Below are 15,112 nucleotides of genomic sequence, written 5' to 3' on the forward strand. Positions count from 1 at the left end.
TCCCTAAAAATAAAATGATGCAAATTAAACTGGCTGGTAGCTATTAAAATGCCTCTGCGATTCCTAAGTAAAACTCACTAGAGCCTCTACCAAAACCTACATCAAAACGAAGATTGAGACGCTCTTCCTTATCTATCATAAAACGAAGACCACCTCCATAGGTAGGCTTTAAGTTCTTGAACTGAAAATCGCTCACATCATTATAGATATCACCTCCACCGGCAAATAATACAGCGCCAAAACGAGAGTTCTTAAACGTCTTTCTATATTCTACCTGGCTTGCAAGTAAATCTCTACCTACATAACGGCCTTCTCTATAACCACGCATAATCTCACTACCTCCAAGAAAAGAAAACTCAGAAAACGGTAAGTCACCACGAGTAAATCTTCCCACCATCTGGAACGCAAGAATATCATCCTTATCTGCAAATGGCTTTGTGTAATGTCTTAAATCAAAACGTGTCAAATCAAAGTTATGTGTACCTCCAAGCGCCTCAAAATATTGACCTCTCGTGGTCTCTAGGTACCATCCATTTTGAGCATTCAGCACATTGTTTCTGTTATCATACAGTGCTGCAACCTCAACACCTAGCGATGTAGATCCATCATAACCCGTAGGTCTAGTTTGATCTATTAGTCCGCCCTCTTCTATATCAACAGAGTAAATATGATTAAATCGCACACCAGCACCCACAAAAAGGTAACGTGTAAAAGCCTGTTTTAGAAAGATAGGCTCCACTAGCAACTGGTAATAATTATACTCCTCCTCTGCACTTTCTGGTGAGTTTGTGCCAAAACCATAAAACAGTCTTGGGTAATTTTGAAAAAGGATATTACCCTCTATCACCCACTTCTCTTGGTTTGTAAAAATCTCAAATCCAGAATAAACAAAAAACTGACTATTGAGTGTGTACTGCAGCGTGATAGGCATATTAGACACACGCGTCTCCTCCCCACTACCGTTAAATTTAAACAGATACTTTGCTCCCGTTCCAAAGGCAAAATTTGTCTCCGGGCTGTAGCTCATTACTGGTGCCGCTATAAACTTAGATGCATATAAAGTACTATCTTTTGCAACAGCCTTGTGGTTTGGGTGAAACGTAAAGAACTCTTTAATCTTTTCAAAATCCTGTGCTTGTGCCGTCTGTGTATTACCTACCGTAAAAAGTACGATGGCAATAAGATATATCAATGTTTGGGGGAAGTAGTTTACTCTCAAAATGCTATTTTTGGATAAAGATACTGTAGACGGGGGTTTTAGCCCGTGACATGCTTTAGTTTTTGTGATAACATTAGTATCTCACACACCATTTATACACCATACATCCCATCAAGCAGCCATTATGCTCAATATTGTACTCATACATCCAGAAATCCCAAACAACACAGGTAACATAGGTAGGCTTGCCCTCGGTTCTGGCTGCAAGTTGCACCTTGTAAAACCCTTTGGTTTTGAGATAGACGACACCCGCCTTAAACGCGCAGGTCTTGACTACTGGCAGCATCTAGACGTACAGTATTATGATAGTACAGAAGACTTTTTTAAGAAGAACGCTTTCGCGAAAATGGTATTTCTTTCCAGTCACGGTACAAAATCACATTACGATATCCCTTTTGAAGAAGAGGTATTTCTCGTTTTTGGGAAAGAGTCCAAAGGACTCCCTATTGAAATCACTGAAAAATATCCCAACCAACTTTATAAGATCCCATTATTTAGCGAGCACATCAGAAGTTTAAATCTTGCAAATGCAGTGGGAATAGTGGCTTATGAGGGGATAAGACAGTTAACTTTTAAAAAAAACACTGACTAACGACCGAAAGTTTTATTAATTAAAAAAGCACCTTGCTTATAATTTTAATTCATAGAAGGTTACGCTTTCGCGAAAGCGATAACTAACAACATATATTTCTAGTAGTTTCAAGAATACTTCTCAAGAAAGCAACTAGTACAGTCATCATTTCAAATCATTAAACGCTTTGTTTTTTTGAGAAAACTGATTTTAATGCAAAAGTTATGGATACTCAGAAAAAATAGTAAAAAAAAATTGCGTTCCATAACAGAACGCAATTTTCGAACAAATCAAACTAAACCAAACAATTAATTTATTAATGCTACTGTAACTTCAATTAAGTTATAACCTCCTCTTTCATCTAAGTACTGAGTAACTCCTGCAGGGGAGCTTATTATACCTTTACCAAACTGTACATCATCTAGTGCTCTTACTCTTCTCACAGTTGTATCTGCATCATCTGCCACAGCAACATTGCCACCCATAGGTTGCCCATTACCTTGACCTACAATTTGATCAACTTCTGTACCTGCATCATATAAATAATTCTTGCTTATATCAAAAGAGCTTTTAGGCGTTCCGTCTTCATTAAAAAGGGTAATACCAGCTTGATTGTTTGAAATAAACCAATCATTTGAAGAAATAAGCATTGTTGCAAAGTTAAGTCGCTGCCCAGGAGCTGCTTCAATTTCTATTACCATAGATTCTCCAGGAGTAGCAGGTGTAGTAGTGCGCATGGCAGTAACATTATCCATTGCATTTAAGTAATTAAAAGCAATTTCATTAGATCCATCTTCTGCAAGCTCCTCTAAGCCATTATCTGTTGTTATAGCTTCTCCATTTGTGAATAAAGGTGTCTGTTCTCCATCATGCACATAAGCAACAGCAGGAGATAATACGGAGTAAGAAGATGATAATCTTAAAGGAGCACCAGTGCTACCCACCTCTGTAAACCATTCATATATTGCTGCAGGAGAGCCATCTTCTGCAAGACCTTCTAGACCATTATTGAGAAGTGGTTCATTTGCAACAAATAGTGCATTGTCTTGCGTATGTATCACCAAGATACCAGGGGTAATAAATCCAGGATTATGGAGTGCTTCTCTATTTGCCTTTGTAATGGTAAGAGTAAACTCCTTTGAAGAAGGGTCATACGCTAGATTTGCCGTTAGGTAGTTACGTATATTGCGTCCTGTGTTTCTTACGTTATTATTATCATCTGCAGGACCTGAGTTTGGCTCGCTTTGATTTGGTGCGGTAAACATGGTATTAGGAAAATCTGTAAGAAAATCTTCCTCTTCCTCACTTCCTGCATCCCAAACTATAATTTGATCTGAGATATCTCCAGTAAGTGGCACCATGTTATCCCATAATTTAATGCCCGTGCTAGCAGGAGCAAAAAACCAGTCATTACTTTGAGCAAACATATTTGCAAAGCTCAAGTACGTTCCTTTAGGTGCTTTAAATGTAGTTACATAGGTCTGCCCTGTTGTAGTTAAAGGCGCATCTCCTATAGTGTCTGCACTTAAGAAATTAATAGCATTACGCAATGTAATTCTAAAGGTACTAGTACTCACCGCGGTTTCTACAGTAGGAATTGATGTTGCTTCAACGGTTTCCTCATCTGATGAGCAAGATCCTAAAATTGCCATTCCAGCAATAGCTAAAGATAAAATTGATTTTTTCATTTTTTAAATATTTATGTAATTGTTTACGTTTAATAATGGCACAAAGATGCACCTGCATGGAACGTTTTTACAATTAAAAAGAGATGAGCGGGAAATTAGAACGCTAAAAAGGAAAAAATCAATAAATAAATTCAATATCCTTAAAATCAATGTTTTACATACAAATAAGCTGATGAAAAGGAAAATATAACGTTAAAAAGGAATATTAAAGGTTCATGCTGAGCGTGTTACTTTCAAAGCAACGTAGAATCTTTATGTATAGATAGATTGCATAAACCTTGTAGTTCTCATTGATATTATCAAATGCCTATACATGTAATTATAATAGTAACTTTCATGTTTTTTAAAGAGAACGCTTTCGCGAAAATGATATTTCTTTCCAGTCACGGCACAAAATCACATTATAACATTCCTTTTGAGGATGATCTATTTCTAATCTTTGGAAAAGAATCTAAAGGACTCCCAAAAGAAATCACCGAAAAACACCCCGACCAACTTTATAAAATCCCATTATTTAATGAACACATCAGAAGCTTAAATCTTGCAAATGCCGTGGGAATTGTGGCTTATGAGGGGATAAGGCAGTTGGGGTAATAAATTTACAAGATGAAAAAAGAACACAAACTCATTTTAGACATATTATCAAGCTATCTTGAAAGATATCCAGATCAACGATTTGGTCAAGCCATATTTAATCCTGGTATTAATGAATTCATTAAAAACAACTCATCACGACCAACTTATAATTTAAGGGATATATATAATGATGAAGATTCCGTTATAATAAAACGTATAGAAAACCAACTAGAGTGGTTCAATTTACAAAAAAAGGTAAATGAAGGAATTTCTAACATTGAAGGTTTATCTTCTATGACAGTCAATGAGAGATTGTTTCGAACAGGTCTATTAGAGCAGTTTGATATATTTAAAATATCTAGTAAAAATTATGCAAAATATATCCTAGAATCTCTTCATGTAGATTCTGACTCTATAAAAAAGATGATAAATTCAAAATAAATAATTATCCCAGATATTTTCTCACTTTAACCCAAGATAAGTATATACCAAGAAAGAAACCCAAAGGAACAATTACACCAAAACAAACGTCATACTCACCAATTTGAAAAGCGTTATGAAGCAATAAAATGCACATAACAATTAAAAGGATTGATCCAAAAATCATAAAAAACCAAATAATTGAGGTTACGGCGTATTTCTCAAAATCATTTTTAAATGGCAGTGACATTATTGAGATAAATGCAAAAAATCCAAACAGTATGTGATATAACAAATTGATTAATATCATAAACTGAAAACGAGCTATTAAACTCTCCTCACTCGAAAATAAAATCGAAAGCAAAGAAAGAATAAGATTCAAAACACCAAATCCCAAATAGTATTTTTTGATAGCTTCTTCTCTCATCTATCCCCTACAAAGTAACCACCGTAAACTCTCCTCCTAATGGCTCAAGAGCATTTACTAGTTCAGGGATTAATTGCTCGCCAAATTCTAGATAAAACTGTGAGAAGTTGGTGTTTCTTTCTTGCAGGCTTTGCATTGGGAATACTTCGTTTTGTAAATCTACTAGACGCTGTACGTGATCACTTAGCTTACGTTTTTGTGCGCGCAGCAATCTACTTTCTAAGTTTTCTAAACCTTTGAGTTGTTTTACCTCTTGTGCTTTTACGGCTCCTATAAAACTAGCGTCTGTCTCTTCGGCTAGTAAGTGCATTGCTTTAAACTGCTCTCTTAAAAAGCTGCGTTGTGCAGAGAAGTCTATCTCTATATTTGAGATGGCACGCACCTTTCGGTTAATGAGTTCGTTTTGTTTTAGAAACAAATTTGGCAACGACACGCCTAGATTTTCAGCCTTTGTACGTTGCTTTTCGGTACGTATTAATGCCGAGTTACGAAGCAATAATGCCGGAAATGGAACTCCCACTTCATCAAAATATGTTTTGAGCTGGAACCAATACGCCAGCTCTCCGCCTCCACCTACATAGCAGAGATTCGGTAAAATCACTTCTTGAAAAAGTGGTCTCAGCAAGGCGTTAGGCGAGAACCGTTCTGGGTGGTTAGCAAGCTCGTCGAGTATCTCATTTTCGCGAAAGCGGATATCTGTATCATTTACCACATACATATCATCCACTTTGATAATACGCTCACGTATGCCCTCTTTTATGTAAAACAAGTTTATCTCACGAGGGTGTACTTGCTCTGCATACCCTAGCGTAGTGAGTTGCTCGGTTTGCTCTGTCACCTTTGCGTGCGACACGCCCTCAAACAATTCTCGTTGTACATAAGGAGCAAATAGCTCTTTGAGTCCCGCATCATTCCCGTCTACAATGACAAGGCCGTACTCACCAAAAAGCTCGTTACCCAGATAGCGCGTTGCATCTGCCAGGTTATCGTGATTGAGATACGCATCACTAAAAAGTTTTGAGAGGTACTCTGCATTTCTTGAAGTCCCTAGCTGTGTTTTAAATAATGCTAATACTTCCGCCAGTCCTTCGGTTGAGAGTTCGCCTACGGCGCCACCGTCCTCACGATTCCAATGTACTTTTTTGCCTTGGAAATTGAAGTAGTTAATCTCGTCAAAATCGTGATCCTCTGTCGCCATCCAGTAAATAGGTACATAATTGCGGTCTGGATCTTTCTCTTTAAGCTCCTTGCAGAGATTAATGACAGAGATAATTTTATATAAAAAGTAGAGCGGCCCGGTAAATAAATTGAGCTGGTGCCCTGTGGTGATGGTAAAGGTATTTTCGCTGGCTAGATGCTCTAAGTTGAGCTGCGTCTCGGCAGAGGTGTTTGTATTTTTATATTGCGCGATGAGGGAATCATATAAACGCTTTCGCGAAAGCGGACTAAAAAATTGCCCCTTCTCTTCTGCCTGTTTGATAAGATTATCTGCTGTAGGAAATCTGTGATAAAAGGGCTTAAGTGCTTCTTCTTGATCTAGATAGTTTGTGATAAGATTAGAAAAATACCCAGTTTCACGGTACGGCAGACAGTCAGTTGGCATAAATTATGGTTTAGATAGTAAAGATAAATCCGTTAAATAGCGAGTTTTCCCAAAAAAACGTTAAAACGCTGATTTGCGGCGAGCTCTTTTTATAGCTTTAGCTTTTGCTAAAAACCAACCAAATGCACAGAATTTACAGCTTTTTTGTCGCCTTATTCCTCACAACATTACTCACTGCACAAGTACAATCTCCATCAGAATTTCTGGGCTACGAGATAGGAACACAGTTCTCACGCCACTCAGATGTGGTGCGTTACTTTGAGCATGTTGCGGAAAATAGTGACCTAGTAACGTATCAAACATATGGTAAAACAAATGAGCGCAGACCTCTTACTTATGCAGTTATCACAACAGCAGCAAATCACAACAATCTAGAAAACATACGTAAAGCAAATCTTGAGCAAACAGGTATTGCCTCTGGCAACTCTGGTGCGGCAGATAAGGCGATTGTATGGCTTTCTTATAACGTACATGGTAATGAAGCTTCCTCAACAGAGGCATCTATGGCTACCCTTTATGAGCTTGTTACTACAAAAAAAGATTGGCTTGAAAACACTGTGGTGATTATAGATCCCTGTGTAAATCCAGATGGACGTGATCGCTATTCAAACTGGTTTAACCAAGTGGCATCTACACCTTACGATCCAGCTCAAGTAGCTGCAGAGCATGATGAGCCGTGGCCAGGAGGAAGACCTAATCACTACCTTTTTGACCTAAACCGTGATTGGGCTTGGGCTTCTCAAGTAGAATCACAGCAACGATTAAAAGTTTACAATAAATGGATGCCGCATGTGCATGTAGACTTTCACGAGCAAGGCATTAATAGTCCTTATTACTTTGCTCCAGCAGCAGAGCCTTTTAATGAGATCATCACAGACTGGCAACAAGAATTCCAAGTAGAAATAGGAAAAAACCACGCTCGCTATTTTGATAAAGAAGGTTGGCTATTTTTTACCGGAGAGAGTTTTGACTTACTCTATCCATCATACGGAGATACGTACCCTATGTTTATGGGTGCAATAGGGATGACCTACGAGCAAGCCGGTCACGGTCGTGCAGGATTAGGAATAGATACAGATCAAGGTTTTGAACTTACACTTGTAGATCGTGTGGCACATCATAAAACCACAGGACTTTCTACTATAGAAATATCTTCTGCCAATGCTGGTAAACTCAACACCCAGTTTAAAGACTACTTTAATACAAGCGGCCTTAAATATAAAAGCTACGTACTTTCTGGAAATCTAGACAATCTTAAAGAACTTGCAACACTGCTAGACAGACACGAGATCAAATATGGCTTCTCATCAAACGGGAAAGCCTCAGGATTTTCTTATATCTCAAACGGTCAAGGAAGCATGAGTTATGACATGGCAATGGTCGTGAGTACTAATCAGCCAAAAGGTAAAATGGTAAAAGCGCTTCTTGAGCCAGATGCAAAACTGAGCACACCACTTACCTACGACATTACTGCCTGGAGTTTACCACACGCTTATGGACTTAATGCTGTAGCAAGCACATCACTAGTTACTGCAAATGCGGCAAATCCTTTTACTACAAACAACTCAAACCTGAATGCAAATGCAGCAGGTTATATCGCAAAGTGGAATAGCCTTGAAGATGCAAAGCTACTTGCTGCGCTATTAAAAGAAGGTATTAAAGTACGTTTTACAGAAAAGCCTTTTGCAAATAATGGTATCTCTTATGAGCGAGGATCGCTAGTAATTACAAAAAGTGATAACAAAGGACGTACAGATTTTAATGAGGTTGTAAATACGCTTTCGCGAAAGCATAACAGGACCCTTAATGCAACTAACACTTCATTTTCGACCTCCGGACCTGACTTTGGATCATCATCTATGAAGCTCATCAATCCGCCGAAAATTGCCTTATTAAAAGGAGATGGAACCTCATCATTAAGCTATGGAGCCACTTGGTATTTCTTTGAGCAAACACTAGGATATCCAGCTACCTCAATTGATACTGGTAATTTAGGACGCATTAACCTAGAAGATTTTGACGTACTTGTAATGCCTAGCGGTTGGTACGGAAGCGTGCTGAATGATAGTACGCTAGATAAAGTAAAAGATTTTGTACGCGGTGGCGGAAAAGTAATCGCGATAGCGAATGCTGTAGGAAGTTTTGCTAAAAAATCTGGATTTAACTTAAAACGCAACAGCAATTCAAGTGACGAAGACGATACTTCGAGCGATGATAATCTCATTCCATATGCAGAACGCGAGAACGCAAGCACGACAAACTTTATAACAGGTTCTATCTTTAAAACCAAAGTAGATCCTACACATCCCATGGCTTTTGGGTACGATGACACCTATTACTCTTTAAAACTAGGAAGCAACTCTTATTCATATTTGGACAAAGGTTTTAACGTGTCTTACATTCCAGAAGAAGTGACCAACGTTGCAGGATTTGCAGGTGATAATGCAAAAGCAAAACTGAGCAAGTCTCTTATTTTTGGAGAAGAACGCATGGGACGTGGAAGTGTAATCTACATGGTAGATGACCCACTTTTTAGAGCTTTCTGGCATAATGGGAAGTTGTTTTTTGCCAATGCTATTTTCTTGACTAATAATGGGAAGTATAGGTTGTAAATACAACGCTTACTAAAACAAAAAAATGCCCTGTATTTCAGGGCTTTTTTTTTGTTCCAATTCCTTTCCCCAACCCTTAGTCATTCTGCCAATTTATTTTGCCCTAGCTTAAATCAGTCTCCCAATTCCTTTCCCCGCCCCTGAAGGGTGGGAATTGGAGTTAGAAATTTTTAGTTTATTTACTCACTCCTGTGGACATCTCCCTGACTCCCTCTTGGAAGAGGGACACTGTTGTGAGTAGGTCGCGTTATTTTAATGTCTAAATATTTTAAGAAAAGTTCACCCTTTAGGGACGGGGAAAACTTTTCGGCTGGCAATTGCTTTCCCCGACAATGAATCAGTCGGCCAATTCCTTTCCCCGCCCCTGAAGGGTGGGAATTGGAATGGAAAAAATTCTAGTTTACTCACTCTTGCGAACATCTCCCTGACTCCCTCTTGGAAGAGGGACACTGTTGTGGGTAGGTCGCGTTTTTTAGATGCCCAATTTCCTAAGAAAAGTCCCCCTTTAGCGACGGGGGAAAACTTTTCGGCTGGCAATTCCTTTCCCCAACCCTGAAGGGAGGGAATTGGAATGGAAAAACCTAGTTCTCACTCATGCGGACATCTCCCTGACTCCCTCTTGGAAGAGGGACACTGTTGTGGGTAGGTTACGTAATTTTGATGTCTAATATTGATGGATAGAATTAGTATGGAAAATTTTAGTTTACTCACTATTGCGGACATCTCCCTGACTCTCTCTTGGAAGAGGGACACTGTTGTGGGTAGGTTACGTAATTTTGATGTCTAAATATTTTAAGAAAAGTTCACCCTTTAGGGATGGGGTAAAACTTTTCTGTGTCAACTCTATTCCCCCGACCCTGAAGGGTGGGAATTGGAATGGAACGTTCTAAGAAAAGTTCACCCTTTAGGGACGGGGCAAAAACTATTCGGATCCCAATTCCTTTCCCCAGCCCTGAAGGGTGGGAATTGGAATGGAACGTTCTAAGAAAAGTCACCCTTTAGGGATGGAAGAAAACTTTTCGAATACCATTTTAATCTAGAAATCAGTTTATTTGCTTAGTCCATCTCAAAGCGTATCATCTTGACCTCGCTGTTATCACCGTTAAGGTCTGTCCACGCTACAAAAATCGTATCGCCTACAACCTCTAGTTGCGGGAAGCCGCTTTGTCGTTCGGCAGAAGTATTGGTTACTGTCACTGGGGCATCGTGTGTGCCATCTACATATACTCGGGCTACTTGTAGCACTACGTTTTCACCAACTGGCTCTAACCACGAGATGAGAGCGCTGCCATCCCTCATAAAATCTGTATCTATTCTACCTATTGCGTTTCCGTTATCTATACGGATTGCACCTCCAAAAGAGGCTCCATTATCATTTGAAAATGCTGTAAGAACTCTAGGAATATCACCCTCTGCAGTAAACCAACTCACCACCACATTTTCTTCTTGAGTTGCGATTGCAGGTCCGTTTACGGGGCAACCGTTAAGTTCCCAATTATCATTACCTATAGCCATAGGTTTTGACCACGCTCCATCTACCCAGCGTACGATTGCCATATCTCGTATCTCTGGTGTGGTGTCTGAGCGATCTCTATAAACGGTAACTGGTCCATTATTTGTAATAGCCGTTGCAGTATTACAACAATCACAGACTCTATTATCTATCTCTGTATCTTGAGTTTTATTTCCCGCTAAATCTATGTAGGCGTTGCGTAGGGTCATTTGGTTTTTACTCTTGTCTTCGTTTTTTGTATTTCTACCGTCTAGCCAGCTAGCATAAAAACCTCCATCATACGATTGTATAGATACAAAGCCGTGCTCTGCATCTACACCATCTGTATTGAGCAGGAAATCATCTTTAATAACCTTATCACCCTTAGTTAATTGAAGTTTGATATTATAATCATAAGTACCCGCTGCAGATTTTTCTAGAATATTAGTTAGCACATAATCTCCGTTAATTCCTAATGCAGGAAAATCTGCCCAATTCACAAACCAATTATCTCCAGATGTAATCGTTCTAGGTTGGCTCCAGGTAGCACTATCGTAACTAGCATATTTTAAAATTGCCATCTTGTCTTCTTGCTCAACCCAAGTCATATGTACTTTACCACCACTCGACTTGAGTCTAGGCAAATGAGACTTTCCTGTAGATGGAAGCTCTATAGTAGTAAGTGAGGCATTGATAGTAGCCACTTCTAGAGTAGGCTGCTCTGCTACTGGCGTAACTTCCGTTTGATTAGATTTTTTACAAGAAGTGAAGAAGATTAAAACAAAAAATACTAGACCAGTAATACGCATAGGGAATGTGTTTATAAATGCTACAAATGTAAGCGTTGCGCAGAAACTCTTACACACAAAAAAGCCTTTCAAAACATTTGTTCCGAAAGGCTTTATATAAATTATCTTACTGCTTCTTACTTTTTAGTGGCGCGCTTTGCATGCAGCGCTTGTGGACGCTCTAAAGCTACAAGTGGTTCTGCATAAAGGTCAAAATCTTCGGCCTCTGTGATAGTTACCATTGCGTAGTCTCCAGTCTTTAAGTAGAATTTTGTTGCATCTACTAGCACCTCATTATCTACGTCTGGTGAGTCAAACTCTGTACGACCTATAAAGAAGTTTCCTTCTTTACGATCTACAACAATTTTAAACTCCTTCCCTATCTTCTGTTGGTTAAGTTCCCAAGAGATTTGTGATTGGATCTCCATAATCTGATTGGCACGATCCATTTTTACTTCTTCAGGTACATCGTCCTCTAAGTTAAATGCGTGTGTATTTTCTTCATGAGAATATGTAAAACAACCTAAACGCTCAAAACGTTGATCTTTCACCCATTGCTTCATGAGTTGGAAATCTTCTTCTGTTTCTCCAGGATAGCCAACAATAAGCGTAGTTCTTATGGTCATTCCTGGTACGCTTTCGCGAAAGCGGTCTAACAACGCATTTGTTTTCTCCATCGTAGTACCACGACGCATGGACTTCAAAATATGATCTGCAATATGCTGCAGTGGAATATCTATATAATTACACACTTTAGGCTCGCGTTTCATCACATCAAGTACATCTACCGGGAATCCAGAAGGAAATGCATAATGCAAACGAATCCACTCAATTCCTTCTACCTGAACAAGGTTTTCAAGAAGCTCTGCAAGGTTACGTTTTTTGTATAAATCAAGACCGTAATATGTAAGATCTTGCGCAATAAGGATTAACTCCGTTACTCCATTTGCAGCAAGTTTTTTTGCTTCAATAACTAAGTGTTCTATTGATTTTGATTTATGCTTTCCTCTCATTAAAGGGATCGCACAGAAAGAACAAGGACGGTCACAGCCTTCGGCTATTTTTAAGTATGCATAGTTTTTTGGAGTAGTTGTGATACGCTCCCCTATAAGTTCATGTTTATAATCTGCCCCAAGTGCTTTAAGTAATCCAGGTAATTCTGTTGTTCCAAAATACTGATCTACATCTGGGATTTCCTTTTGAAGATCCGGCTTATAACGCTCAGATAAACATCCCGTTACAAAAACTTTATCTACTTCTCCTTCTTCCTTTTGCTTTACATACTCAAGAATAGTGTTTACAGACTCCTCTTTTGCGTTGTCTATAAAACCACAAGTATTAATCACGACGATATTACCTTCTTCCTCGTGGGCAACATCCATCTCATTTGCTTTGAGCTGGCCCATTAAGACCTCACTGTCATAAACGTTTTTTGAGCAACCTAGAGTTACTACGTTTATCTTATTCTTTTTTAATGATTTTGTACGCATAGCATTCCTTTTAAGGGAGTGCAAAGATAAGCCAAATAACATAGTAATAAGAAAGCTATCTAAAACGAGAAAAGTCAGCATCTTACTGCTGACTTTTTTCTCATTATAATATGTGTTTTTCTTTCTAAAAGCGGCTAGCTTCTGGTCATCTAGATTGTTTTTACTCCTGATATCCTTCTGGTAATGTTCTAGCTTTAAGTGTACTCTCTACTCCTACTGCAATATTGTAAATCACTTCTTCCTGCTTAGATGGAGTGATAATGGTAATTCCCTTAGGCTCGCCTTGTGCTGTGAAGCCCATAGGTATTGTAAGTGCTGGATAGTGTGCCGCTGCGGCATAGCCAGCATCATAATTATTTATGGAGAGTATGGCGTCTAGTTGACCACCAGCTTCAGGGTGCTTGCTCAAAGCTTCTTGAAAATATGCTTGAGTAACCTCCATAAGGCTTTCTTTAATTGTTTTAAGTTCTACGGCGGTTGTGCTATCTGCTACAATACCTTCAAACAATTGTTGTCCATAAGGAATACGCGCAAGACTATCTTGATTATTAAAAACAATAAGCTCCTCTATATTTCTATTTTTTACTGAAAGCGCAACCTCTGCATCATAGTAGGCTGGTAGATCATTTTTCATATCTATATTTAAGATAGACAGAAAACCTGGCATATTGATACGCTCCATATCCACCTCAACGAGTATGGCTTTGGTTTGCTTTAATTTATCAATGGCAGCCGCATACGTACTGTCTTGCAAGTATCCCTTTATAACACCAAGATATTTTCCTTCAAGTTTCCCTTCTTTAACAGCTTGTACATAATTACCACTAGATGAATAACTATAAGAATCTGCAGCATCTTTACCTGTGAGCGCTTGTAGTACAATCGCATTATCTACTACATTCTTTGTCATAGGACCAGGTGTGTCAAGGTGACTAGAGATAGGTACAATCCCACTACGACTTAAAAGACCTATGGTAGGTTTGAGTCCAACAAGGTTATTTTGACTAGAAGGTGATAATATAGAACCGCTCGTTTCTGACCCTATAGCGGCCACTGCATAATTTGCTGCTACGCTTACTCCAGATCCAGAACTTGATCCTCCCGACTCAAATTGTAAACGACCGTACGGATTGATAGTTTGACCACCTACGGCACTATAACCTACTGGACAACCTGTACATAAAAAGTAAGCCCACTCGCTTAAGTTAGCTTTACCTAATATAATTGCTTTTTCTTCCTTGAGTCTTTTTGTGATAAATGCATCTCCTGCATTATTATCTGTAAGCGCAACAGATCCTGCAGTTGTAGGCATTCCCACTGCACCAATGTTGTCCTTTAATAGGATAGGCATCCCGTACACAGAGTATTCATCTATGGTAGATTTATCTTTATTATCAAGTGCTCTCGCTTCCTTCACCGCTTCTTTATTGAGAGCGATGACTCCGTTAAGCGCTAAATTATTATTACTTTCAAAACGGGCAATACGGTTTAAATAAAATAGCGTCAGTTCCTCGTATGAGAAATCGCCATTTTTAATATGCCCTTGAATGGTTGGAATATCCTGCTCTAAGATAAGCGGAGAAATTTCTGAGATACGCTTTCGCGAAAGCGTATTTATCTCCCCATTAAGATTTTTCCAAATATCATTTTTATCGAGCCCCTTTGCATTTACAAGCTTGAGGTGCATTCTGCTATTTTCTAGTTCTTGCGTTTTTGCAATATCTAGAGAGTCGTTATAAGCTTCCCACACATATCTTGGAGTTGTGTCTACCGCAGTAGTAGGAGCTTCGTTTTTACAAGAAAAAAGCGCCGTTGCGAGCGCGAGTGTATAAAGGTATTTCATAGTGCATTTTTATAGTTCACTAAAAATACAAAAAGGTTTATCCAAAAGGATTAACCCACATCAAGAAACCGTAGATAAAAAATTTAGTAGATTCAAATACAACCACTACAATTACTGGCATCCACCAGTTTTGCGAATCAATCGCTCCCATAAGGATTCTCCATATATAGAATATGATGAGACTATAAAAGACAATAAATATATAATGAGGAAAAGCCGAGTACTGAGCTAGATATTTAGGCACAAGTTCGCTTCTTACTACAGCATGTGCATTATAAACGCTCCACACGTTAAGTAACATCAAACCAATGACGACAACTCGTAAAGTGCGCAACGTAAGTTCTGGAAGCCACCTAGGAACGAGTTTCATAAAAAGTAACGAC

General features: G+C 38.8%; 11 protein-coding genes and 1 pseudogene. 4 read left to right on the forward strand and 8 right to left on the reverse strand.

Annotated elements, in window-relative coordinates:
- Positions 1–43 precede the first annotated feature (43 nt).
- Positions 44–1,192: a BamA/TamA family outer membrane protein gene (locus DCS32_RS02120; protein WP_225969287.1), complete on the reverse strand. Its 1,149-nt coding sequence runs from the start codon at positions 1,190–1,192 to the stop codon at positions 44–46.
- Between the two features lie 148 nt (positions 1,193–1,340).
- On the opposite strand from DCS32_RS02120, the gene DCS32_RS02125 reads away from it, so the two are divergent.
- Positions 1,341–1,811 carry a tRNA (cytidine(34)-2'-O)-methyltransferase gene (locus DCS32_RS02125; RefSeq protein ID WP_204161811.1) on the forward strand — a complete coding sequence of 157 codons (471 nt, stop codon included), beginning with the start codon at positions 1,341–1,343 and terminating at the stop codon, positions 1,809–1,811.
- Positions 1,812–2,098: 287 nt separating this feature from the next.
- On the opposite strand, the gene DCS32_RS02130 is transcribed toward DCS32_RS02125, so the two are convergent.
- Positions 2,099–3,478, reverse strand: a complete 1,380-nt coding sequence (locus tag DCS32_RS02130) for a spondin domain-containing protein (RefSeq protein ID WP_108876797.1) — start codon at positions 3,476–3,478, stop codon at positions 2,099–2,101.
- A 339-nt stretch (positions 3,479–3,817) separates the two neighbouring features.
- Between DCS32_RS02130 and DCS32_RS02135 the strand changes: the two are divergent.
- Both DCS32_RS02135 and DCS32_RS16115 read left to right on the forward strand, forming a co-directional pair.
- Positions 3,818–4,072: pseudogene (locus DCS32_RS02135) on the forward strand (TrmH family RNA methyltransferase); the annotation flags it as partial.
- Between the two features lie 12 nt (positions 4,073–4,084).
- The gene (locus tag DCS32_RS16115; RefSeq protein ID WP_204161795.1) at positions 4,085–4,495 is read left to right on the forward strand and encodes a hypothetical protein; all 411 of its coding nucleotides are present in this window, start codon (positions 4,085–4,087) and stop codon (positions 4,493–4,495) included.
- Positions 4,496–4,499: 4 nt separating this feature from the next.
- On the opposite strand, the gene DCS32_RS02145 is transcribed toward DCS32_RS16115, so the two are convergent.
- Both DCS32_RS02145 and bshC read right to left on the reverse strand, forming a co-directional pair.
- Positions 4,500–4,901, reverse strand: a complete 402-nt coding sequence (locus DCS32_RS02145) for a hypothetical protein (protein WP_162533577.1) — start codon at positions 4,899–4,901, stop codon at positions 4,500–4,502.
- A 7-nt stretch (positions 4,902–4,908) separates the two neighbouring features.
- Positions 4,909–6,504, reverse strand: a complete 1,596-nt coding sequence (gene bshC, locus DCS32_RS02150; RefSeq protein WP_108876799.1) for a bacillithiol biosynthesis cysteine-adding enzyme BshC — start codon at positions 6,502–6,504, stop codon at positions 4,909–4,911.
- A gap of 122 nt (positions 6,505–6,626) precedes the next feature.
- Here bshC and DCS32_RS02155 point away from each other — a divergent pair, with 122 nt between their 5' ends.
- Positions 6,627–9,116 carry a M14 family zinc carboxypeptidase gene (locus DCS32_RS02155; RefSeq protein WP_108876800.1) on the forward strand — a complete coding sequence of 830 codons (2,490 nt, stop codon included), beginning with the start codon at positions 6,627–6,629 and terminating at the stop codon, positions 9,114–9,116.
- Positions 9,117–10,172: 1,056 nt separating this feature from the next.
- On the opposite strand, the gene DCS32_RS02165 is transcribed toward DCS32_RS02155, so the two are convergent.
- The 4 genes from DCS32_RS02165 to DCS32_RS02180 all read right to left on the reverse strand — a co-directional run bounded on the left by DCS32_RS02165 (position 10,173) and on the right by DCS32_RS02180 (position 15,099).
- On the reverse strand, positions 10,173–11,417 hold the full coding sequence (locus DCS32_RS02165) for a sialidase (protein ID WP_162533578.1): 1,245 nt from the start codon (positions 11,415–11,417) through the stop codon (positions 10,173–10,175).
- A 116-nt stretch (positions 11,418–11,533) separates the two neighbouring features.
- Positions 11,534–12,886: a 30S ribosomal protein S12 methylthiotransferase RimO gene (gene rimO / locus DCS32_RS02170; RefSeq protein ID WP_108879219.1), complete on the reverse strand. Its 1,353-nt coding sequence runs from the start codon at positions 12,884–12,886 to the stop codon at positions 11,534–11,536.
- A gap of 160 nt (positions 12,887–13,046) precedes the next feature.
- A complete protein-coding gene (locus DCS32_RS02175) occupies positions 13,047–14,729 on the reverse strand; it encodes an amidase family protein (RefSeq protein WP_108876803.1) in 1,683 nt (560 codons plus the stop codon).
- 37 nt (positions 14,730–14,766) lie between these two features.
- The gene (locus DCS32_RS02180; protein ID WP_108876804.1) at positions 14,767–15,099 is read right to left on the reverse strand and encodes a hypothetical protein; all 333 of its coding nucleotides are present in this window, start codon (positions 15,097–15,099) and stop codon (positions 14,767–14,769) included.
- Between the last annotated feature and the right edge of the window lie 13 nt (positions 15,100–15,112).

It is taken from the genome of Dokdonia sp. Dokd-P16 (genome assembly GCF_003095655.1).
Lineage (GTDB): Bacteria > Bacteroidota > Bacteroidia > Flavobacteriales > Flavobacteriaceae > Dokdonia.